The organism is Vibrio sp. PBL-C16 (assembly GCF_034321865.1).
GTDB classification, from domain to species: Bacteria; Pseudomonadota; Gammaproteobacteria; order Enterobacterales; family Vibrionaceae; genus Vibrio; species Vibrio alginolyticus.
In genome coordinates this window covers 1,475,854-1,497,929 of sequence record NZ_JAXLNY010000002.1, presented here as the reverse complement: position 1 = coordinate 1,497,929, position 22,076 = coordinate 1,475,854, and the positions used below count along the sequence as shown (strand labels likewise).

Here is a 22,076-nt window from a genome sequence, read left to right as displayed (position 1 = left end):
AGATGGCCGGTGAGCACAGCGCAAAAGATGTAATGGCCGCGATTAGATCGGGTGACGTGAGTGAGGTTGAAAAAATTCTCTCAGGAGATGACAAATTACTTCATCTAATTACGCCTCTGGGTTCCTGGTTGCACATCGCAACGGAGCAAGGGCAAGATAAAATTGTAGAGCTTCTGGTGAATCTAGGTATTGATGTAAATATCAAGGGGGGGCCTTCAGGTGTAACTCCCTTAAATACAGCTGCATATGAAGGTCATTTAGACTTACTTACCTATTTTCTAGAAAGAAATGCAGTGATGGATATATCTGAACCAGACCGCAACCCATTGTTTGCTGCGATCCATGCTGGTCATAAAAATATTGTGGAGTTATTATTAAAAGCTGGTATAGATACAAAGGTTAAATATACTGGTAACTCTATGAAAGACATGGACGCTATAGAGTTTGCTTATGAGTGGGGACGCAAGGAAATCGCAGAAATGATTAAAGAGCACAATAGGCACGCTTAGTGGAAGTTAATATGGTACGACAAAGGTAACCGTTTATCTGTTGAAACTGGTTGGCTTCCTCGTTATCTCGTCGAGGGGCGTTGGTTAGAGGGCGTAAAAGCAGGGAAGATCACTCGATAAACTCCTTTAGTTGGCAATTCAGTATATAAGCCACCTCTCATGAGGTGGCTTTGACGTTTTGTTGAGCTATATGGTGCGCATTATGTTGGTGCACTAAAACCACACTGGTGCATTTATTAGCGTGTAAAGTACCATTTCAAGAACGTCAAATTTTATTAAAGTTTATATAAAACAAAATATTAAAAAGTAAATGTTAGAAATGTAAATTGTGGAATGAGAATTGCTCTGTTAGACGCTCTATAAATTAAGTTCACCAAATTGGTGATGAGCCTAACTTTGATGCACAGGATAAGTGCGCTACAGATCAACGGAGACAATTATAATGAGTGTAACTGCCAATCAGGTACACGGCGCTGTACAAACTCTCACGCAAAGTTCCGACACACTTTTCTTACTACTTGGCGCAATCATGGTTTTTTTGATGCATGCTGGTTTTGCTTTTCTTGAAGTAGGAACCGTGCGCCAAAAGAACCAAGTTAATGCTTTAGTTAAAATCTTGGCCGATTTCGGTATTTCCGCCATTGCGTATTTTTTCATTGGATACTGGGTCGCTTATGGCGGCACCTTCTTTGCTGATGCAGAGACGTTATCTCAAGGCAATGGTTACGAGTTGGTGAAGTTCTTTTTCTTGCTGACCTTCGCTGCAGCGATTCCTGCTATTGTTTCTGGTGGTATCGCAGAGCGAGCTCGTTTTTATCCGATTCTAATCGCAACATTTTTCACTGTCGGCATCGTATACCCGTTATTTGAGGGAATGATCTGGAACGGAAACTTTGGTGTTCAAGCTTGGTTTGAAAATACCTTTGGTTATGGCTTCCACGATTTTGCAGGTTCAGTCGTTGTGCATGGTGTTGGCGGCTGGATAGCGCTTGTTGCCGTCGTGTTTTTGGGCATGAGAAAAGGCAGAGTTCGAGCAGGAAAGCACACCAACTTTGCACCTTCGAATATTCCGTTTTTGGCTTTGGGAGCTTGGGTCTTATGTGTGGGGTGGTTTGGCTTCAACGTTATGTCAGCTCAAACTGTGTCAGGCATAAGTGGCTTGGTGGCTATGAACTCATTGATGGCAATGGTCGGGGGCATTGTCGCGTCACTGTTGGCTGGTAAGAATGACCCTGGCTTTATTCATAACGGCCCACTAGCTGGCTTGGTTGCTGTATGTGCGGGCTCAGACTTAATGCATCCTATCGGTGCTTTAGTGACAGGTGCGATTGCTGGCGTGCTATTTGTTTATCTTTTTACCCACCTACAAAACAAAACCAAGATTGATGATGTGCTAGGTGTCTGGCCTTTACACGGTGTATGTGGCGCTTGGGGTGGTATTGCCGCTGGGATTTTTGGTCAAAGCGCATTGGGTGGGCTAGGTGGCGTGAGTATTATCGTTCAGCTTCTAGGAACGCTTTTGGGCCTTTCCATCGCAGTGCTTGGTGCACTTGTAGTCTACGGTGCGATCAATGCCAGTATGGGACTGAGGCTTTCAGAAGAAGACGAATTCAATGGCGCTGACCTAGCCATTCATAAAATATCTTCGACCAACGAGGATTGAGGCCAATATGGGAGCGGCATAAAGCCGCTCTGTTAGCAATTGCCTTTCTTGGCTTGGCCAGGAGGACAGAAATTACCATTACCTCGATGGTCATCATCATTGGTGCTGACTCTTACCTTTACATCATCGACTTCGCCTTCAACATTGGTAAGTTGACAGCCTGCCAAAGTCATAAGCAATATAAACGCTAGAGATACTTGTCTCATTGCTGTTCCTCTTAAATTGTAATTCTAATAGTGACCATTACGACTATGGTCTAATCCATATTACTACTGTTGCTATTCTTTCAGTGTTAAGCTAATGAAAAAACAGCAAGGATGAGTTATGAATTTCCCTTATAGAAATATTGTAGTACTTACTGGTGCAGGTATCTCGGCCGAATCTGGTATTCAAACATTTCGTGCGCAAGATGGCCTATGGGAGAATCACCGTATCGAAGATGTAGCAACGCCTGAAGGGTTTGCTCGCGATCCGGACCTTGTTCAAGATTTTTACAACCAACGCCGCAAGAAACTTCAAGATAATGCGATAAAGCCTAATGCAGCGCATGAAGCATTGGGTCGTTTAGAGGCTGAGTTAGAAGGTAAAGTGACGGTCATCACTCAAAATATAGACAACCTTCACGAAAGAGGCGGCAGTCAGAATGTGATTCACATGCATGGTGAGTTGCTCAAAGCCCGCTGTAGTGAATCTAACCAAGTAGTAGAGCACAATGAGGACATTAAGACCGGCGAGCTTTGTCACTGTTGTCAGATCCCTTCACAAATGCGACCACATATTGTTTGGTTTGGTGAAATGCCACTGCGAATGGGTGATATCTACGCGTCATTAGAAGAAGCAGATTTGTTTATTTCTATTGGGACTTCTGGCGTTGTGTATCCCGCAGCAGGTTTTGTTCATGATGCAAAAATGCACGGCGCACATACCATTGAAATTAACCTAGAACCTAGTGCGGTAGAAAGTGAATTTGAGGAAAAACGCTACGGAAAAGCAAGCGTTGAGGTTCCAAAATTAGTTGACGAGATACTGGCTCTAGAAGGAAAAGAAAGAGCGTAATAACTTCAACAGGAAGAGTTTTTGTCTTGTCATTAAGAACAAAAAAGCGGCTCATGAGCCGCCTTTTCATATCTTTAAAACTAACGAATTAGTTGTTCACTTTTAGCTTTTGGAAGTACTCATCGTACATTACGCTCGCTTCGCCAACTTCATCTTGCCAAGTACCGCTGTCCATCACTTCTTGTGGTGGGAAGATGCTTGGATCATTAGCAAATTCTTTCGGTAGCAGATCGTGTGCCGTTTTAACTGGCGTAGGATAACCAATCTCAAGTGCAATCTTAGCTGCGTTCTCAGGACGTAGTAGGAAATCGATCATCTTATGAGCTGCGTCAACGTTCTTCGCACCAGCTGGAATTGCTAGGCTGTCCATCCAGAAGATAGTGCCTTTTTCTGGCCAGATGATGTCGATGTTCGCGCCTTCTTGACGAGCCATGTATGCAGAACCGTTCCAAAGCATGCCTAGTGAAACTTCACCCGCAAGGTAAGGGTTTGCAGGAAAGTCTGAGTTAAATACTAATACGTTTGGCATTAGCTTTTTCAGTTCTTCGTAAGCGGCTTTGATTTCTTCTGGGTTAGTCGTGTTTGGTGAGTAACCAAGCTTAGTCAATGCAATGTGGAATACTTCGCGAGAATCATCCATCAGCATTAGTTGACCTTCCCACTTGCTATCCCAGAAATCATCCCATTTAGAAACCGATGACTTGTCTAGCATGTCAGCATTGATACCAATACCGGTCGCACCCCAAATGTATGGGATAGAGTAGTTGTTGTTCGGATCGAACGGTTTGTTTAGGAAGTTAGTATCAAGATCGGCAAAATGAGATAATTTCTCTTTGTCGATCTGTTGTAGCATGCCTTCTTTACGCATTTTAGAGACGAAATAGGTAGACGGTACTACCAAGTCGTAACCAGAACCTTGAGTTTTTAGTTTTGCGTACATACTCTCGTTAGATTCGTATGTAGAGTAAATAACTTTGATTCCGGTTTCTTTTGTAAAGTCTTCAAGAACTTCGTTTGGAATGTATTCCGACCAGTTGTAGAAATACAGTTCTTGATCAGCAGCCATTGCAGGGGTAGCGATGAGCGTCGCTGCACATAGAGCGCTTGCGTAGAATTTACTTTTCATTTGTTTTCCGTTTTGTTTCGCGATTGGACAAGTCAATACTAGCTGGAGTTATCAAGTTGAGCCAAATCGCAGTAAGCACAAATATGTTCATTTAGCTTGAATATCGTTGTCTCCTTGTTATGAGACGATAAATCTATGATACCAAGACAAATAAACCTAGCAACGCGCGATTATATCAGCCTAAGACAAAAATAGGCAGCGTATTGCTGCCTATTTTCCTATGGTTGATGACTTGTTACACAAGCTAGATTATTGTCCCGCTTTCAGCTTGAGGAAGTAATCTTCGTATTTAACGGTTAGATCACCAACCGCATCTTGCCATTCAACGCGGTCAAGGTCTTCTTGAGAAGGGAATAGTGGGCCAACGTCTTTAAACTTAGCATTCGATTCCTCCACCGCCGTTAGGTAGCCAGTATCACGAGAGATTTGCTCTGCGATTTCTGGGCGCAGTAAGAAGTCGATCATCTTGTGAGCGGCTTCTACGTTCTTCGCACCGGAAGAGATAGCGAAGTTATCAACCCAGCCGATACCGCCTTCTTTAGGAAAAACGAGTTTAAGGTTCAGGCCTTCACTTTGTGCCGCTGCGGCGCTACCGTTCCAAAGCATACCAACGCCCACTTCGCCAGACATGTAAGGTGCGCCTGGGTTGTCAGAGTTGAAAACTAGAACGTTTGGCATCAACTTTTGTAGCTCAGCGTACGTTTCATCGATTTGCTTAGGGTCTTTTGAGTTACCTGAGTAGCCAAGTTTACGCAGAGCGATATGGAACACTTCACGAGTGTCGTCCATCAACATTACTTGACCTTCAAGCTCAGGCTTCCATAGGTCAGCCCAGCTTTGGAAGTCGTTTGGATCGTACATGTCTGCGTTAACCGCTAGGCCTGTAATCGCAACAACGTGTGGGATAGAGTAGTCGTTACTTGGATCGTAAGGCTTGTCTAGGTAGTTTTTATCTAGGTTGCCGAAGTTTTTCAGCTTAGTCTTATCGATCTTTTGTAGCATGCCTTCGTCACGCATCTTCGCCACGAAGTACGTTGAAGGTACTACTAGGTCATAACCTTGGTTATGAGTTTTTAGCTTTGCATACAAAGTTTCGTTCGACTCGTAAGTCGAGTAGATCACTTTGATGCCAGTTTCTTTAGTAAATTGCTCTAGGATATTACTGTTGATGTAAGGACCCCAGTTCATAAATACTAGTTCTTTATCATCCGCTGTCGCTGTACCAGAGAACAGAGAAAGCGCACATGCACTACCAGCTAATAGAGTAGCCCATTTTTTCATTGACGTTAGCTCCAAACCAAACGTTGTCCAATTTTGGACGATAGATAGAAAAACAGAATGGCATGTAACCATTCTGTTTCGTGATGTTAACAGGTGCGGATTCTACTTCACTTTTTCTCTTGCTAGCAACTGAGAAATTACTACCAAGACCAAAGAAACAATCAACATCACCGTTGCTAGGGCGTTAACTTCCGGTGAAATGCCCACCTTAACCATTGAGTAAATCTTCAATGGCAAGATTTCGTATGTTGGACCCGTTACAAACGAGCTGATGATCACATCGTCCAAAGACAGGGTAAAGCTCAATAGCCAACCTGCGGCAACCGCTGGTTTAGCAAGAGGAAGGATGATCTGTTTCAAGATAACCCATTCGCTTGCACCAAGGTCTTTTGCTGCTTCCAACATTTTCACATCAAAGCCATTTAAGCGGCTGTATACAGTTACCACAACGAATGGTAGACAAAAGGTGATGTGAGCAATCAATAGTGTAAAGAAGCCAAGCTGTGCGCCTAATACTAGGAACAGAGCAAGTAATGAAATCGCCATTACAATATCGGGAGACATCATCACGACAAACAGCATGCCGTTTACCGCACCTTTACCTTTGAACGAGTAACGGAATAGGGCAACGGCCGTTAAGCTACCAATGATGGTTGCTGCTGTCGCTGAGAATACCGCTACGTTCAATGAATGCCATGCAGCTTGCATTAGGCTATCGTTGTTTACTAAGGTTTCGTACCATTTCGTGGTGAAACCACCCCATTTCATACCAAATTTGTTGGCATTAAATGAGTTAACAATTAAGACGATGATTGGCAGATACAAAAATGCATACACCAGCGCCATAAAGCTAAATCTAACTGTGCGTCCCATTAGTCTAGCTCCACTTTCTTATTCAATAGTTTGCCTGCTCTGTAGTAAGCGTAAAGCATCACAGCCATTGCGAAGGTGAGGGCGATACTGGTCGCAGCACCAAATGGCCAGTCACGAGCGTTCAATACTTGGCTCTTAATAACGTTACCAATCAGTAGGTTCTTCGCACCACCAAGAAGGTCAGAGATGTAGAACATACCTAGTGCTGGTAGCAGAACCAACAAACAACCACCGATAATGCCAGGCATTGTAAGAGGTAGAATCACTTTCGTAATGGTTTGGAACTTGTTCGCACCAAGATCTTTCGCCGCCTCGATATAAGTGTTGTCCAACTTCTCGATTGCCGAGTAAAGCGGCAGAATCATAAATGGAAGTAGGATGTACACAAGACCAATCATTACTGCTGTTTCGGTGTACATAATACGTAATGGCTTATCGATGATTTCCATCGCCATTAATGATTTGTTCAAAATACCTTGTGTACCCAGAACAATCTTCAGGCCGTAAGTACGGATAAGAGAGTTTGTCCAAAAAGGTACGATAACTAAGAACAACATGAATGGGCGCCATTTCTCTGGCATTTTCGCTATGATGTAAGCAAATGGGTAACCAATTACTAAACACAACAACGTCGCCACAATCGCCATGTAGAACGAGTGCATCAGCACTTTCGCATACAAGGGGTCGAGTAGACGTAAGTAGTTGTCGAAAGTAAATGTCATTTCGATTAAGTTTGCTTCATCACGCGTTAAGAAACTCGTACCGATAATCATCACATTTGGTACCAACACGAAAAGTGTTAACCAACCGACGATTAAGGTAATGATCGCGTTTTGAAGATTAATCTTCTTGCTTATCATTGAGGACTACCTCCCAACTCTCAACCCAAGTGATAGCGACTTTCTGGCCAAGTGAGTGGTCCACATCAGGATCATCTTCGTTAAAGAATTCGCTAACCATTACACGCATGCCTGAATCCAATTGGATAACGGAATCAAGCGTCATACCTTTATAGGTACGCTCTGTTACGTGACCTACGATGCCTTTTTCTTCAGACTCTTTGATCTCTTCGATACGTAAGTCTTCTGGGCGAAGTAGTACTTGCAGTTTTTCACCTGCTTGCGCTTCCTGATCGTAGTAAACAACAGACTCGACACCTTCGATTTCTGCACGGATACGTTTCTCGTCGATACGCTCTAGCATGGTTGCGTTGAATACGTTGATCTCACCGATAAAGCGAGCAACAAATAGGTTCTTCGGCTCTTCGTAAATCTCACGTGGAGAACCATCCTGCTCGATAACACCATCGCGCATTACAATAATGCGGTCAGACATCGAAAGGGCTTCTTCCTGATCGTGCGTAACGAAGATAAAGGTAATACCAAGTTGACGCTGAAGCTGTTTAAGCTCAATTTGCATTTGCTTACGCAGTTTGTAATCAAGTGCCGATAGAGATTCATCTAGCAGCAGTACTTTTGGTTTGTTAACAACCGCACGCGCAATGGCGATACGTTGTTGCTGACCACCAGAAAGCTGATGAGGCTTACGCTGTGCCATTTTTTCTAGGCGCACCATGCGCAGTGCTTCCATTACTCGTGGTTCAATGTCCGCAGTAGGCGTTTTCTGCATACGAAGACCAAAAGCGACATTCTCATATACGGTCATATGTGGAAACAATGCGTAACTTTGAAATACCGTGTTGACGTGCCTTTGCTCTGCAGGAACCTGTGTTACATCCTGGTCATCCAAAATAATTTGACCGTTATCTGCCGTTTCAAAACCTGCAATCATGCGTAAAACTGTTGTCTTACCACAACCAGAAGGCCCGAGAATCGTCAGAAATTCACCATGATTAACATCCAGATTTAAATTACCGATGATTTCCTTACCATCGAAACTTTTACTAATACCAGATAAACGAATAACTGGCTTTCCTGCTTGCGGTTTTGCGTTCAACGTCTGTATTTCCCCCACGTTCAAGCCGGGATTATCCCAGCTGATGTGACACTAACCATTCACTTTTGAGGCGCGCATCATAATCACCAAAAGTGTGAAATTAAAGCATTTTCTTATCTTGAAACAGAAATAATTTTGCAGGAAAAAGCCATCATTCCTTACCATACTGTTTTTATGAGATTAATTGGCATCTAGACACAGTTTGATAGCACTAAACTTTGTTCAACAATTGTTTCAATTTCATGACCTTGAAAGTGGTCAATTATCAACCATACAGTTGAGATTGCAAGGATTGTAGGTGAGTTGTGATGTTAGATGTGGAAAGATTTCTTTATAATGACGATTACATTAATTGACTGGAATTCCAGTCAAAATTTTACAAGTTAGTCTTGGATAAACTATGAACGACGATTTTGAGAAAGATTTCAATCTTGGGGGGAGTGTAGAGCGAGCTTTGTCTGGCAACTACGAGCTTAAAGCTGGCGCGGTTTTTAACGAAGCTTGGCGAGCAACCATCCAGCACTTTTTATCATTTTCTCCTGCCATTATTGTATTGCTTTTTGTCCAGTTAGGTATTTTCTATATTGCATTAAAACTGCAGTTGGGCGATTTGACCGTTATTCTTGATGCGTTTGAGAACCCAGAGTCGTTCACAAACGATATTGTGTCTTCTATTTATGTCGCGAATTTCAGTTATGAGGTGATTAGCGCCCCAATTTATGCGGGGATAAGTTTGATGGCTATGAGTCATGTCGCTGGCTTAAAGACTAAGTTGCGCCATGTTGGAAAGGGGTTGCAGTTCACCATTCCTGTTATCCTAGCAACGCTCATGAGCTTAATGCTACAAGGTGTGGTTGGTATGATTTTTCCTTTACTGTCGCTGTATCTTTCCTTGGCATTTAGTCACTCTATCTTGTTGATTTGTGAGAAAAGGGTGCCACCAATGCAAGCGTTGCTGTTATCACTTCGCGCAATCAACAAGAAGATTTTTGTGGTCGCGGGGCTTTACTTAGGCGTGATGTTAATGTTTATTATTGCAGCAATGTTCTACGGTATTGGCTTGATTTTTGTGCTGCCATTCTTCTTCCATTTGAAAGGCATACTCTACCGCGAAATGTTTGGAATTAAGCTTAAGATCGTTACAACACAGAAAAACGATAATGATCACGATGGTAACTCACAGGTGTTTGATGCCTAATTCTTTGAAATCAATAAGTTTACGAGTGGCGGCAACCTGTATAGCCGCCACTTTCATTTCTATAGGCCCATATTTACACTACGAGAAACAGTTTAAATATGTGGAAAATCCTGACGTACTCTCTGGCAAGATTAAGCATGTCGATTTATCACACTTGCCATACATCGGTGATATCCCAGACTTCAATTCAATAAAAGATACGAAAGAGAAAAAAGCTGCTTTTTTTGATTTTTTAAGGCCTAAAATTGCTCTTGAGAATCAACGAATTCGTCATGAGCGGGCCTTTCTTACCTCTTTAAAGGTGGGACAAGTGACGCAAGAACAACAAGAGTATGCTCAGCGGTTATCATCTCTGTATTCGTTGCCCTTGAGTAACGATAAGATTGATCAAGCATGGCTAGACGAGATGCTTGTGCGAGTGAACGTCTTACCTGAAGCCTTGGTTCTAACTCAAGCGGCAAATGAATCTGCGTGGGGCACTTCTCGTTTTGCTACTCAAGCAAACAACTTGTTCGGCCAATGGTGTTATAAAAAGGGCTGTGGAATTGTTCCAGCGCAACGTGGCGCTAACAAAGTTCATGAAGTTGAAAAATTCGATTCTGTACAACAGTCTGTTCATGGCTACTTTATGAATGTTAATCGAAACCCAGCGTATGCAGACCTGCGTGAAATCAGAACATCTCTGGCTGAAAAGAACAAGGGCTTGTTAACGGTCGCAACCGCGTCAGAGTTAACGCATGGGTTGCTAGCCTATTCTGAACGTGGCATCGCCTATGTACACGATCTTCGCGCTATGATTCGTCATAACAACGCCTACTGGACGCAATAAAATAACGGATAAAATGAAAAAGTTAAGCCTAAGTCTGTTGGGAAGTGCGGCGCTAATTCTTGTATCGCCGACAACCCAAGCTCAAGAGTACATGTTCACGTACTCAAAGTTATACACTCAACTAAAAAACAACAACAAAGAAGGGCATGACGATGTGAAAGTTGGTGTCTTTTTTGTGGACGCAAAAACTAAGCAAATTTGTACGATAGAAAAAGCTTGGATGGAAAAAGAAGAGCACTATGAAGAGTTTGTTATCCCTGCTTCACAAGAGTTGCCTTTACCAGTTGATAAAAACTTAAAGTCAGCAAATCCGTTGGTTTTTGTCGATACCCCAAAAGATACACGTTGCGATTACTCACTTGTCGTGATGACCAAAGAACCATTACAGGGTAACGTTTCTTACGAGCAAATTAAGCCTCTTCTACCTCAAATGCAGACGATGCTGGAAGATTTAGGCGGTATGTTTGCGGGTTGGTTTACACCGGAAGTTCAAGGTGTGACGATGGAGTTTGCAAATCAACTGAATGATAAAGTGATTTTCTCAAACGGAACCGAAAAGCCAATTGTCAATGGCAAGATACAAGTCGCACTAAGTGAAATAGGGCAAGGTGGCACAATGACACTACCAGAACCGACGATGCGAGTGTTACCTTATCTACCTAACGCAAAGAAATGAACACTGAACGTTTAGAAAGGGCTGCAATCGCAGCTCTTTTTTAATTTTGACCGTAACTAAAGTATCTTTCACACTCTTTTCTTAAAGACTCAATAAGACAAGCATTTAATCCTGCGTAAAAAGCTCGTATAATCCACGCCCCAAAGAAACCCATGTTAGGAAGTCCTAGTCGATTTATCGGCGATGTGAGAGCCCGCAATGAACCAAATAGATACAAGAAAAGAAACCCTAGAATTCAACAAGCTTCAGAAACGCCTAAGAAGACATGTTGGAAATGCCATTACTGATTACAACATGATCGAAGAAGGCGATGTTGTAATGGCATGTATTAGCGGTGGTAAAGATTCATTCGCGATGCTTGATATCCTGCTGAATCTTCAAAAAGCCGCACCGATAAAATTTGAAGTGGTTGCGGTAAACCTAGACCAAAAACAACCGGGTTTCCCTGAGCACATTCTGCCAGAGTATTTCGAAACACTGAATATCCCTTACTATATCGTCGATAAGGACACGTATTCCGTCGTAAAAGAGAAGGTACCAGAAGGCAAAACCACTTGTGGTCTGTGTTCACGCCTGCGACGTGGTACGCTGTATTCATTTGCAGAGAAGATTGGTGCAACTAAGCTTGCGCTAGGTCATCACATGGATGACATCGTCGAAACAATGTTCTTGAACATGTTCCACGGCTCTCGCCTTAAAGCGATGCCACCAAAGCTACGCTCTGATGATGGCCGTAACGTGGTCATTCGTCCATTGACTTACTGTCGTGAAAAAGATCTGATCAAATACGCTGAGCACAAGGATTTCCCAATTATTCCTTGTAACCTTTGTGGCTCTCAAGAGAACCTTCAGCGTCAATCTATAAAAGCAATGTTGATTGAATGGGATAAGAAGACGCCAGGGCGTGTGGAAGCGATTTTTAAATCAATTCAAAACGTAAGCCCAAGCCAACTAGCAGACCGGGAATTGTTCGACTTTGTTAACTTACCGCTAGATCGTGAAGGTAACCGCGAAGAGTATGAATTTAATGAGGCTGTCGTTTCTTCGACGAATATTGATGAATCAATGTTCATCGATGTTACGAACATCTAACCCGTAAAAAAGGAGGTCAATTAGACCTCCTTTTTTGTACCCAACGCTTTAACTGTTCCCAAAAAAAATCCCCCTGTATTCGGGGGATTTATTAGCGCTTATTTGAAAGCGCTCAATACATAGCAATACTAAAGAGAGATTAGGTTGCTGTATTTGGGTCGAGAGGGCTAATGTAGCCTTTTGGTTTTAGAGCCAACACGTCGCAATTTATTTTATCAATTACGTGCTCCGCTGTATTACCAATAAAGACAGCAGAAAGCCCTGTTCGCCCTGTGGTACCTAAAATAACCATTGCTGCGTTCAAGCGCTCTGCAGCTGCCGGAATGACATCTTCAGGTAAACCTTGCTCAACTATCGTTTGTTCTTCATCAAGACCATGTTTTTGGCGTAGTGCTTTCATAGCCGTTAAATGATGACCTCGCACTGCATCGGTATAAGTCGTTGGGTCAAATTCAGGAAGTTCAATCGTAATATTCGCCGGTGTAACGGGATAGGCGTTTACAAGATATGGCTTGGCCTCAAGCCGAGTGGTGATTTCTTTTAATCGCTCGACCATCGTATCGTTGAGATCAATATGAGTCGGGTTTTCTGAGCCCACATGTACTGAGGCAAGGATACTTGCTTGTTCCGGCCAAGCAGCATTCTTGATAAGAAGCACTGGAATAGGGCATTTTCGCAACAAGTGCCAATCTGTCGGTGTGAAAATGACAGACTCTAAAACATCATGCTTACGTGTGCCTTTGATGACTAGGTCATGATTGCCTGCATAGACTTCAGCAATAATCGCCTCATAAGGGCGGTTGTGCCAGACAACACAAACATCAAAGTCGAAGCCATCGTTTAGGTATGGTTGAGCAATTTTACGCATCCACTGCTCACGCTGATGAATGACACCTCGACGCATAGCATCTCTTTCATCCACTGATAGCATTGACGTCATGTCATACGAGAAATCGTAAATGGATAAAAAGAAAGTGATTCGGCTTCTAGATACACTTTTCTGAGCTAATTGAACAGCTCTTGCAAGTGCGGGCTGCTCATCATTATTGATGTCAGCTACAACAAGGATCTTACTGTATATACTCATAACTAAGCCCACTTCTATTGCAAAACCAGATACTGAATGTAAATTAAATCAGTATTTTGGAGTACTCACCGTACATTTTTACTGTAGCTTAGTTTGGAGAACTTTTTGAGGACTTTCGAAAGGAATTTATGAGAAATATGATGTAGCTCATTTTCGAGCTACATCAATAATTAGGGTGTATTATTCTTTAGTTACACCAGCAAGTTCCATCAATGCATCGTGGTCTAAGATAGTGATATATTTACCTTTTACGCTTAGGATCTCAGATTTCTGGAAACGACCTAACAAACGACTGATCGTTTCGACTGTAAGACCAAGGTAGTTGCCAATATCACCACGAGTCATAGTTAAACGAAACTCTCTAGGGCTGAAGCCACGCTGAGAAAAACGCGTTGATAGGTTGTAAAGGAAAGCAGCTAGTCGCTCTTCTGCGTTCTTTTTAGAAAGAAGCAAAATCATTTCCTGATCACCTTTAATTTCGTTACTCATCAAACGCATGATTTGCTGGCGAAGCTTAGGCATTTTACCCGATAGATCGTCTAAAATTTCGTATGGGATTTCACATACCATCGACGTTTCGAGTGCTTGAGCAAAGCTAGGGTGGGAGTCACCAGTGATAGCATCGAAACCGACTAAGTCTCCAGCTAAGTGAAACGCTGTGATTTGCTCATCACCTTGCTCTGTGATCGTATAGCTCTTGATGGTACCAGAGCGGATAGCGTATAGCGATTTTAGCTCATCACCGGCCTTAAAAAGCTCTTGTCCTTTTTGAATAGGCTTCTTACGTTCGATGATTTGGTCAAGTTGGTCAAGTTCTGCCTCATTTAGAGTGAACGGGATACACAGTTGACTAATGCTACAATCTTGGCAATGAATGGCGCAACCGCCTGATTGGATACGCTTTGTTGCAGGTTTTTCAGAAATCATAACAACCTTTCACTATTTGATATACATCAATATTTTAGCATCGCTTAATCCTAAAGGGTAGCAAAAATGTCACCTCAATAGAGTTTAACGTTATATGAAACCGAGTAATGCTAAGGCTCCTACAGCGGTATACGTACCATAGCCAATAAGGATTAATGCTGAAATATTTCTAAATATTAATGATTTTTGTAATTTCTGAAAATGATTGGCACCGTATCCAATAATAAGCATTGCAGGTAGCGTTCCGAGCCCAAACGCAAGCATAATTAGGCCGCCGTTCATCGCACTACCAGAAACCGCCGACCAAGTAAGCGCTGAATAAACTAAACCACATGGTAACCAACCCCAAATAAAGCCAAATGGCAACGCGTGAAGAGGATGCTTTAATGGCAACAAACTCTTCCCTGCCGGCGAGATAAAGCGCCAGAGATACTGCCCTAGCTTTTCTATTAAAAGTAAGCCTTGCCACCATTTAGCAATATACAGCGCGACCAGAATCATGAATAACGCAGCAATCAGCCTTAACCAAGCAAGAGAATGCGTTAACCCACTAAGCTCAGATAAACCTGATATAGCACCACCCACTAATGCTCCTATTAAGGTATAACTGATCAATCGTCCGAGGTTGTAGAAGAGGGGGATAAGAGGGGTGGTTTTATTTTTAGCAGAAGAGCCCATGGTAAGCAGAGACGCGATACCACCACACATACCCATACAATGACCGGCTCCTACTAAGCCGATCATCAACGCACCGATAAAATCAGGAGTCATAAAGGTCGCTACTTTTTATCACTATTAGATTGGTCTTCTTCGTCGAGAAGAATGTTGTGCCCTTGCCGTTCAAGATCTTCAAACTGATCGCTTCTTACCGCCCAAAGAAAAACGGCGACAGCAACACAAACGAGAACGATAGCGATGGGAATCAATATATAAAGACTTTCCATGTTTGCTTTCTCTACTTATTTCTCTTTGAGCAGGCGCAAAGAGTTAGATACAACGATAATTGAGCTTGCAGACATGCCAACTACTGCAATGTAGGGAGCCACTAAACCTGCGACCGCCAAAGGCAAAATTAACAGGTTGTAACCCAAAGACCAAGCCAAGTTTTCTCGAATAATCTTTCTTGTACGCAGTGCAAGCAAACGTGCTTCTAGTAGCTTTTCGAGATTATCCCCAAGTAACGTCATATCTGCAGAAGCTTTAGCGACATCTGTACCACCGCCCATTGCGACAGAAAGGTGAGCTCCGGCGAGAGTCGGCGCGTCATTGATTCCATCACCAACCATCATAGTGATACTGTTTTCGTCCAAGCTCTTAAGGTATGCAAGCTTATCTTCTGGCTTTGCTGACGCGACGATGTGATCGATACCAATTTCATTCGCCACTGGTTGGGCGTTTGAGAGAGAATCACCAGTTAGCAGGGTTGTCTTAATTCCAGCGTCAGCAAAACGTTGAATAAAGGCTTTGCTTTCTTTTCGGATAGGGTCGCGGTAGTAAAAGCTAGCGACATGCTTGCCATCAACCGACAGATAGACCGCCTGGCTTTCACCACTTTCTTTGCCTTGAACAAAAGCCGCACTGCCTATCTTAACGATTTTGCCATTCCATATCCCTTCAATCCCTGACCCAATCACGTTTTGCACATCAGACACGATAAAGTCATCATTGGTGAAAGTTGCAAAAGAACGAGCGATAGGGTGGTTTGCATGAGCCTCTAAAGCTGCAGCTAGTGATAGACAATCTTTCTGTGGGAGATCACTAAGTACCTTTGTTTCACAGATCTCAATATCACCTTTCGTTAGAGTGCCTGTTTTATCTACAACTAAGTGGTTGATCTTACATAATGTCTCAAACACATGGCCTTTACGAAGTAAAATGCCAAAATTACCCATTCTAGAGGTAGCACAAGTGAGTGCGGTCGGTGTGGCCAGAGATAGCGCACATGGACACGTAGCGACTAACACAGACAGCATGATCCAAAACGCATCATCTGGTTTTGTTTGATGCCAGTAAAACCAAGTACCAGCAGAGATGATAAGAATCACACCAACAAAGTAACGGGCGACAATGTCTGCAATTTCCGCAATTTTAGGTTTGGAGTGTTGAGCTTCATCTTGTAAACGCACGATGTTAGAAATCATTGAATCGGCCTTTGAGCTTACTACCTCAAGTTCAAATGATTCGTCTCCGTTTAGCGTTCCTGCATAAACAATATCGCCTTCTCGTTTCACAACGTGCACTGACTCGCCCGTTAGCATGGATTCATCAATATGAATACGGCCTGAAATAACTTTACCGTCAGCGGGGATATGCTCACCAGGTAGAACGCGAATACGATCGCCAACTTTTAGCGTCTTCACGGGTATCTGATCACCGTCCAGCGTTGTAGCAATTGCAGGAATCAACTTAAGAAGGTTACCACTCGCTGCAGCAGCTTTGCGACGAGCGCGCATCTCTAAGAATCGACCTACTAACAAAAAGAAGGTAAACATCGAGATAGATTCAAAGAAGACTTCGCCTTGTTCAGTTACTGTTGCAACTAAACTTGCAACATAGGCAAAGATCAACGCGATAGAAACCGGGACATCCATACCAAGGGTTCGGCCTTTGATACTGCGCCATGCGTTTAAGTAAAATGGAAGAGCGGAATAAAGCAAAACAGGAGTAGCAAAAATCAAACTTACCCAACGAAAGTAACTTTTAAACTCTGGCTCTAAATCACCAAAGACTTCGAGATACAGTGCAACGGCGAGCATCATGACCTGCATGGTTGCTAAACCTGCAATACCTAGCCGATATAGATATTGCTTCATCATTCGATGGTAAGAGGCTTCTTGCTTATCTGCTTCAAAAGGTGCAGCTTTGTAACCAAGTTTATGAATAACGGAAAGGAGCTCGCTTAACCGTACCTGAGTTTTATCCCAGGCTAGTAACGCTCGATTGGTGGTTGTATTAACACGAATAGATACCAACCCGGCTGTATTGGAAACTTGCTTTTCGATTAACCACGCGCAAGCAGCACATGAAACGCCTTCCAAAGAAAGGGTTACTTCAGAAACATTTTCGCGATTTCGTACGAATTCAGATTGTACATCCGCATTGTCATAATGAATTAAAGCTTGGAGTTGCTCTGGTACTAGATCTGCCTTTTCTGCTGGCGCAGTGCGGTATTGGTAATATGAGACAAGACCACTATCGGCAATAGTCTGCGCCACAGTTTCGCAGCCCGGACAACACATGTCGCGAATTTCACCCAATATTTCTACTTTGAAATCCGTGTTGGCTGGTACATCTTCACCGCAGTGATAACAGGATTTACACATATGCTTACTTCATTAACGGTGTTGAAGAGGCAGGAAACTCAACTTTACCTTGGATCATCCATTGCTTGTCGTGTGGTTGTAGTTCAACAAACCATGGTCCTTGAATAGATTCCTCAGCTTTTAGTCGGTAATTACCAGATGCATCCGCTGTTACAAGCTTTGTGAAGTCACGATCAGGAAGAGTACGATGAGTGAAAGTGGCCGTTAGAGCAGGGTAATGAGGTAGCTTCCCTTTAGCGAAAACAATCACAACATTGTTATTTTCAGAGGAAATCTCAGCGTTAAGACCTAGGTCACGAGCGACATTCATTTTACTAATGTCGATATTAATGCCTTTGCCTTTTTTATAGTAATCCTCGGCGACTAAAGAAACAGAGTTGTTCGAGAAAACGACCACAGTAATCACAGTCCAAACTACGACAGTAAGAGGAAGGATGATTAGGAACCACGGCCAAAATTGTTTATACCAAGGCTTTACCATAAAAAAGTTCTCAACAGCTAAATGAAAAAAATGTAAGGCGTTAAATTTAAAGGAAAGACAGCCCCTATGAAAGGGGCTGTTATTGCTATGTTACGTAATATCTCAGTTACTTACTCTCTGAGTTACTTAAACTCCAGACATATGAGGCAACGAGCTGAACTTTATCTTCACCCAAAATGTCTTTCCACGCAGGCATTACGCCTGAGCGTCCGTTCATTACGGTTTCTGTTACAGCTGCACGAGAGTCACCAAATAACCAGTCTTGGTCTGTAAGGTCAGGCGCACCGACTGCAGGGTTACCCTTACCATCGGTACCATGACAAGCTGCACACACTACGAAGCGTGCTTTACCTGCCGCGGCTTCACGAGCATTTACTTTACGACCAGATAAACTAAGTGTGTAACTTACAACTTCTTGAACACCTTGCTCACCAAGGGCATCTTTCCATGCTGGCATTTGACCAATACGGCCGTGCATGATGGTTGTAACGATCGCTGCTGGCTCGCCACCATATAGCCATGCATCATCAGTCAGGTTAGGGAAGCCTTTCTGACCACGTGCATCAGAGCCATGGCATTGAGAACAGTTTTGCAAAAACAAACGCTGACCAACTTTTAATGCTTCAGGATCTTGCGCAATTTCAGGAATTGGGCGTAGACCACTGTCATTGTGCGCAAGTTTACGGAATGCTTCGCCGAAGTAAGCGTCGGCATCATCCAGTTCTTTTGCATATTGGTTTAGTTGCTTGTTCTCTTGTGCTGCAGCGATGGCTTCTTTTGACTCTTCTAGTGAGCGAACGGTTTGAGCCGAACTCTGCCAGTTTAAAAAGCCCTTGAAGCTACCTAGACCTGGGAATAGGGCAAGGTAAACTGCTGCGAACACAAATGTGCTTACAAACAGGTAAGTCCACCACTTTGGTAGAGGGTTGTTTAGCTCGCGAATACCATCGTACTCGTGGCCCATGTCTTCCCCTTCCTCGACGCCCATTTTATCTTTAGCGCACCAAGTCAGGAGAATCGCACAGCCTACTAGCGTACCGACAGTAATCACGATAATCCAGAGACTCCAGAATGTAGTCATTACTTCTTCACTCCTTGGTTATTAGGGGTCTTTTGTTCTTCGTCAGCAAACACCAAGTTGGCATCTTCTTCAAAGCGTGCTTTACGCTTTTTACTAAATGCCCACCATACGATGCCAATAAAACTAGCGAAGAGTACAACGGTATAAATACTATGAATTGTACCGAAATCCATATGATCCCCTTACTTCATTGCATGACCAAGAGACTGAAGGTAAGCGATGATTGCATCCATCTCTGTTTTACCTTCTACTTCTTTAGCCGAATTCGCGATCTCTTCATCAGTGTATGGAACGCCGAACTGATCACGAAATAGCTCAAGTTTCTTCTGAGTTAGCTTACCGTCTAAAACGTTTTCAGCTAGCCACGGGAAACCTGGCATGTTTGACTCAGGTACAAGCTCACGAGGATCTAACAGGTGAACACGGTGCCATTCGTCAGAATAACGACCACCAACACGAGCTAAATCCGGGCCTGTACGCTTAGAGCCCCAAAGGAATGGGTGTTCCCAAACACTCTCACCAGCAACAGAGTAGTGACCGTAACGTTCAGTCTCTGAGCGGAAAGGACGAACCATCTGGCTGTGACAGACGTTACAACCTTCACGGATGTAGATATCACGGCCTTCCATCTCCAAAGGAGTGTAAGCGCGCAGATTTTCTACAGGTTCAGTCGTTTGCTTTTGGAAAATCAGAGGAGTGATCTCTACAAGAGCACCCCAACTGATAGCAAACACGATAAAAATAGCCAACAAACCGACATTACGTTCTAAGATTTCATGGCGATTATTAGAATTATTACTCATTCTTAAATCTCCTTATGCCGGATGTGGGATAGCTTTTAGGCTTTCTTTTGGTGCACTTACCGTTTTGTACGTGTTATATGCCATTAGGAACATACCAGATAGGAAGATAAATCCGCCTAGGAAACGTACAAAGTAGAACGGATAAGACGCTTCTACAGATTCAACAAAGCTGTAAGTTAGCGTACCGTCAGAGTTAACCGCGCGCCACATAAGACCTTGCATTACACCAGAGATCCACATCGCAACGATGTAAAGAACGGTACCGATTGTTGCTAGCCAGAAATGCACATTAACTAGACCAACAGAGTACATACGCTCTTGGCCAAATAGGCGAGGTACCAAGTGATATACAGAGCCGATAGAAACCATCGCAACCCAACCTAACGCACCAGAGTGAACGTGACCAATGGTCCAGTCTGTGTAGTGAGAAAGTGCGTTAACCGTCTTAATCGACATCATCGGGCCTTCAAAGGTAGACATACCGTAGAACGACAGTGAAACGATTAGGAAACGTAGGATAGGGTCATAACGAAGCTTATGCCATGCACCAGATAACGTCATAATACCGTTGATCATACCACCCCAAGAAGGAGCAAATAGAACCAGCGACATAACCATACCTAGAGACTGAGTCCAGTCTGGTAGCGCTGTATAATGAAGGTGGTGAGGGCCTGCCCAAATATATAGAGAAATAAGTGCCCAGAAGTGAACGATAGATAGACGGTAAGAATAAACAGGACGTTCAGCTTGTTTAGGAACGAAGTAGTACATCATACCTAGGAAACCAGCGGTCAGTAGGAAACCTACCGCATTGTGTCCATACCACCACTGAACCATCGCATCCACTGCGCCCGAGTAAATCGAGTAAGATTTACCAAGTGACACAGGAATAGCCATGCTGTTCACGATGTGAAGTACTGCTACTGTGATAATAAAGGCACCGAAGAACCAGTTTGCCACATAAATATGTGACGTGTTTCGCTTCACTAGTGTGCCGAAGAACACCACCGCATATGATACCCATACTAGCGCAATTGCGATATCAATAGGCCATTCTAGCTCAGCATACTCTTTACCCGATGTTAAACCGAGAGGCAAAGTAATGGCTGCTGCCAGGATGATTGCTTGCCAACCCCAAAAGGTGAAGGCAACGAGTGGGCCACCAAAAAGACGTGTTTGACATGTGCGCTGTACAACATAATAAGACGTTGCGAACAGAGCACTGGTACCAAACGCAAAAATTACCGCATTAGTATGCAGTGGACGTAAGCGACTGTACGTCAACCACGGCGTATCAAAGTTTAGCTGTGGCCAAACTAATTGAGCGGCAATCAAAACACCAACAGCCATACCAACTATGCCCCATAAAATGGTCACAAGGGTAAATTGGCGAACGACTGTATAGTTGTAGTTTTGTTCAAGCTGCTTTACTTGGCTCATTTGCATGCTTCCAATTTCTAATTAACTACACTTTTACTTCCAACACGACTTGCGTCGTAACACCACCCAAGTAAACTCTAGAATTCAAGTGTTATCATCACCTTATTTCCATTGCTGACTTTAATAAAAAGTGGCATTTTCAGCGTGACACTATACTTGAATTAACAATTCAATGACAGGGTAGTAACCTTACTGGACCTCTGGAAATCATTTTTTATTTAAAAAGTTTGAAGTTTGTAACAAGGATATTAGTAATTATGCCTGCACAAAAGTTAACAAAGGCGCGACTTGCACAAATCTTAATCATGCTCAGTGTTTTAATAGGCGCATTTTTCTGGCGTACCTTTACACACGAGAGTGTTAATAGCGTTGACTGTTCACAAAAAGAACGATGCGATGTAACAATTGAAGGAGAAATAATCACGATTAATCGTGACTCAATGGGAATTTCGCTCGAAACGACAGAAAGTAGCACTCTAAAAATTGATCTAAATCAATCTGGTAATTTTATCAATCTCAACGAAAAGCATAAGTCAGTAGAATGGGACATCATGCCTGAATCGAAAAAAATCACCTTTAAAAAAGGTGAAAACATTGTTGTAGTTCAATTATAAATACGATCTATCACGAGATAATCGTAACTTATTAATGAAATTAACACCTTCTTACCTAGAG

The 22,076-nt window shown here is 43.0% G+C and carries 24 protein-coding genes; 8 read left to right on the top strand and 16 right to left on the bottom strand.

What is annotated here, in order from left to right; translation table 11 throughout:
* Nucleotides 1-2 precede the first annotated feature (2 nt).
* Complete coding sequence (locus UQW94_RS15160) at nt 3-509, top strand: ankyrin repeat domain-containing protein (RefSeq protein WP_213973174.1); 507 nt, start codon at nt 3-5, stop codon at nt 507-509.
* A gap of 442 nt (nt 510-951) precedes the next feature.
* A complete protein-coding gene (locus UQW94_RS15155) occupies nt 952-2,172 on the top strand; it encodes an ammonium transporter (RefSeq protein ID WP_322142352.1) in 1,221 nt (406 codons plus the stop codon).
* 32 nt (nt 2,173-2,204) lie between these two features.
* On the opposite strand, the gene UQW94_RS15150 is transcribed toward UQW94_RS15155, so the two are convergent.
* A complete protein-coding gene (locus UQW94_RS15150) occupies nt 2,205-2,378 on the bottom strand; it encodes a hypothetical protein (protein WP_165401620.1) in 174 nt (57 codons plus the stop codon).
* A gap of 118 nt (nt 2,379-2,496) precedes the next feature.
* On the opposite strand from UQW94_RS15150, the gene cobB reads away from it, so the two are divergent.
* The gene (cobB, locus tag UQW94_RS15145; RefSeq protein ID WP_005377522.1) at nt 2,497-3,228 is read left to right on the top strand and encodes a Sir2 family NAD+-dependent deacetylase; all 732 of its coding nucleotides are present in this window, start codon (nt 2,497-2,499) and stop codon (nt 3,226-3,228) included.
* An 88-nt stretch (nt 3,229-3,316) separates the two neighbouring features.
* Here the strand turns inward: cobB and UQW94_RS15140 are convergent, their stop codons facing one another.
* The 5 genes from UQW94_RS15140 to potA all read right to left on the bottom strand — a co-directional run bounded on the left by UQW94_RS15140 (nt 3,317) and on the right by potA (nt 8,464).
* Complete coding sequence (locus UQW94_RS15140; protein ID WP_005377521.1) at nt 3,317-4,354, bottom strand: extracellular solute-binding protein; 1,038 nt, start codon at nt 4,352-4,354, stop codon at nt 3,317-3,319.
* A 249-nt stretch (nt 4,355-4,603) separates the two neighbouring features.
* Nucleotides 4,604-5,635, bottom strand: coding sequence for an extracellular solute-binding protein (locus UQW94_RS15135; protein WP_322142351.1), 1,032 nt, complete (start codon nt 5,633-5,635; stop codon nt 4,604-4,606).
* A gap of 102 nt (nt 5,636-5,737) precedes the next feature.
* A complete protein-coding gene (gene potC / locus UQW94_RS15130) occupies nt 5,738-6,508 on the bottom strand; it encodes a spermidine/putrescine ABC transporter permease PotC (protein WP_005389180.1) in 771 nt (256 codons plus the stop codon).
* Nucleotides 6,508-7,368 carry a spermidine/putrescine ABC transporter permease PotB gene (gene potB, locus UQW94_RS15125; protein WP_005377512.1) on the bottom strand — a complete coding sequence of 287 codons (861 nt, stop codon included), beginning with the start codon at nt 7,366-7,368 and terminating at the stop codon, nt 6,508-6,510. The genes potC and potB overlap by 1 nt, the downstream gene beginning before the upstream one ends.
* Nucleotides 7,349-8,464 carry a spermidine/putrescine ABC transporter ATP-binding protein PotA gene (gene potA / locus UQW94_RS15120; RefSeq protein ID WP_017634901.1) on the bottom strand — a complete coding sequence of 372 codons (1,116 nt, stop codon included), beginning with the start codon at nt 8,462-8,464 and terminating at the stop codon, nt 7,349-7,351. The genes potB and potA overlap by 20 nt, the downstream gene beginning before the upstream one ends.
* Before the next feature lie 400 nt (nt 8,465-8,864).
* On the opposite strand from potA, the gene UQW94_RS15115 reads away from it, so the two are divergent.
* The 4 genes from UQW94_RS15115 (at nt 8,865) to ttcA (ending at nt 12,259) form a co-directional block, all read left to right on the top strand.
* Complete coding sequence (locus UQW94_RS15115; RefSeq protein WP_005377508.1) at nt 8,865-9,662, top strand: hypothetical protein; 798 nt, start codon at nt 8,865-8,867, stop codon at nt 9,660-9,662.
* Nucleotides 9,655-10,491, top strand: a complete 837-nt coding sequence (locus UQW94_RS15110; protein WP_017634900.1) for a glucosaminidase domain-containing protein — start codon at nt 9,655-9,657, stop codon at nt 10,489-10,491. Before UQW94_RS15115 ends, UQW94_RS15110 begins: the two co-directional genes overlap by 8 nt.
* Nucleotides 10,492-10,504: 13 nt before the next feature.
* Entirely contained in the window at nt 10,505-11,167 is a 663-nt protein-coding gene (locus tag UQW94_RS15105) for a DUF2987 domain-containing protein (RefSeq protein WP_213867465.1), read from the top strand.
* 198 nt (nt 11,168-11,365) lie between these two features.
* Complete coding sequence (gene ttcA, locus UQW94_RS15100; protein ID WP_005377502.1) at nt 11,366-12,259, top strand: tRNA 2-thiocytidine(32) synthetase TtcA; 894 nt, start codon at nt 11,366-11,368, stop codon at nt 12,257-12,259.
* Between the two features lie 139 nt (nt 12,260-12,398).
* Here the strand turns inward: ttcA and uspE are convergent, their stop codons facing one another.
* From uspE to ccoN, 10 genes are all read right to left on the bottom strand, one after another.
* The gene (gene uspE / locus UQW94_RS15095; RefSeq protein ID WP_005377500.1) at nt 12,399-13,346 is read right to left on the bottom strand and encodes a universal stress protein UspE; all 948 of its coding nucleotides are present in this window, start codon (nt 13,344-13,346) and stop codon (nt 12,399-12,401) included.
* A 180-nt stretch (nt 13,347-13,526) separates the two neighbouring features.
* Complete coding sequence (locus tag UQW94_RS15090; RefSeq protein WP_005377497.1) at nt 13,527-14,273, bottom strand: FNR family transcription factor; 747 nt, start codon at nt 14,271-14,273, stop codon at nt 13,527-13,529.
* Nucleotides 14,274-14,363: 90 nt separating this feature from the next.
* The gene (locus UQW94_RS15085; protein WP_033905304.1) at nt 14,364-15,044 is read right to left on the bottom strand and encodes a sulfite exporter TauE/SafE family protein; all 681 of its coding nucleotides are present in this window, start codon (nt 15,042-15,044) and stop codon (nt 14,364-14,366) included.
* A gap of 8 nt (nt 15,045-15,052) precedes the next feature.
* Nucleotides 15,053-15,217: a cbb3-type cytochrome oxidase assembly protein CcoS gene (gene ccoS, locus UQW94_RS15080; RefSeq protein ID WP_005377493.1), complete on the bottom strand. Its 165-nt coding sequence runs from the start codon at nt 15,215-15,217 to the stop codon at nt 15,053-15,055.
* A gap of 15 nt (nt 15,218-15,232) precedes the next feature.
* Nucleotides 15,233-17,596, bottom strand: a complete 2,364-nt coding sequence (locus tag UQW94_RS15075) for a heavy metal translocating P-type ATPase (RefSeq protein WP_262641854.1) — start codon at nt 17,594-17,596, stop codon at nt 15,233-15,235.
* Between the two features lie 4 nt (nt 17,597-17,600).
* A complete protein-coding gene (locus UQW94_RS15070; protein WP_005377489.1) occupies nt 17,601-18,077 on the bottom strand; it encodes a FixH family protein in 477 nt (158 codons plus the stop codon).
* Between the two features lie 106 nt (nt 18,078-18,183).
* The gene (gene ccoP, locus UQW94_RS15065) at nt 18,184-19,158 is read right to left on the bottom strand and encodes a cytochrome-c oxidase, cbb3-type subunit III (protein WP_005377487.1); all 975 of its coding nucleotides are present in this window, start codon (nt 19,156-19,158) and stop codon (nt 18,184-18,186) included.
* Nucleotides 19,158-19,331: a cbb3-type cytochrome oxidase subunit 3 gene (locus UQW94_RS15060; protein WP_005377485.1), complete on the bottom strand. Its 174-nt coding sequence runs from the start codon at nt 19,329-19,331 to the stop codon at nt 19,158-19,160. Before UQW94_RS15060 ends, ccoP begins: the two co-directional genes overlap by 1 nt.
* A 9-nt stretch (nt 19,332-19,340) precedes the next feature.
* Complete coding sequence (gene ccoO / locus UQW94_RS15055) at nt 19,341-19,961, bottom strand: cytochrome-c oxidase, cbb3-type subunit II (protein WP_005377475.1); 621 nt, start codon at nt 19,959-19,961, stop codon at nt 19,341-19,343.
* Nucleotides 19,962-19,973: 12 nt separating this feature from the next.
* Nucleotides 19,974-21,401, bottom strand: coding sequence for a cytochrome-c oxidase, cbb3-type subunit I (gene ccoN, locus UQW94_RS15050; RefSeq protein WP_005396488.1), 1,428 nt, complete (start codon nt 21,399-21,401; stop codon nt 19,974-19,976).
* A gap of 257 nt (nt 21,402-21,658) precedes the next feature.
* Between ccoN and UQW94_RS15045 the strand changes: the two genes are divergently transcribed.
* The gene (locus UQW94_RS15045) at nt 21,659-22,015 is read left to right on the top strand and encodes a hypothetical protein (RefSeq protein ID WP_005377473.1); all 357 of its coding nucleotides are present in this window, start codon (nt 21,659-21,661) and stop codon (nt 22,013-22,015) included.
* Nucleotides 22,016-22,076: the final 61 nt, after the last annotated feature.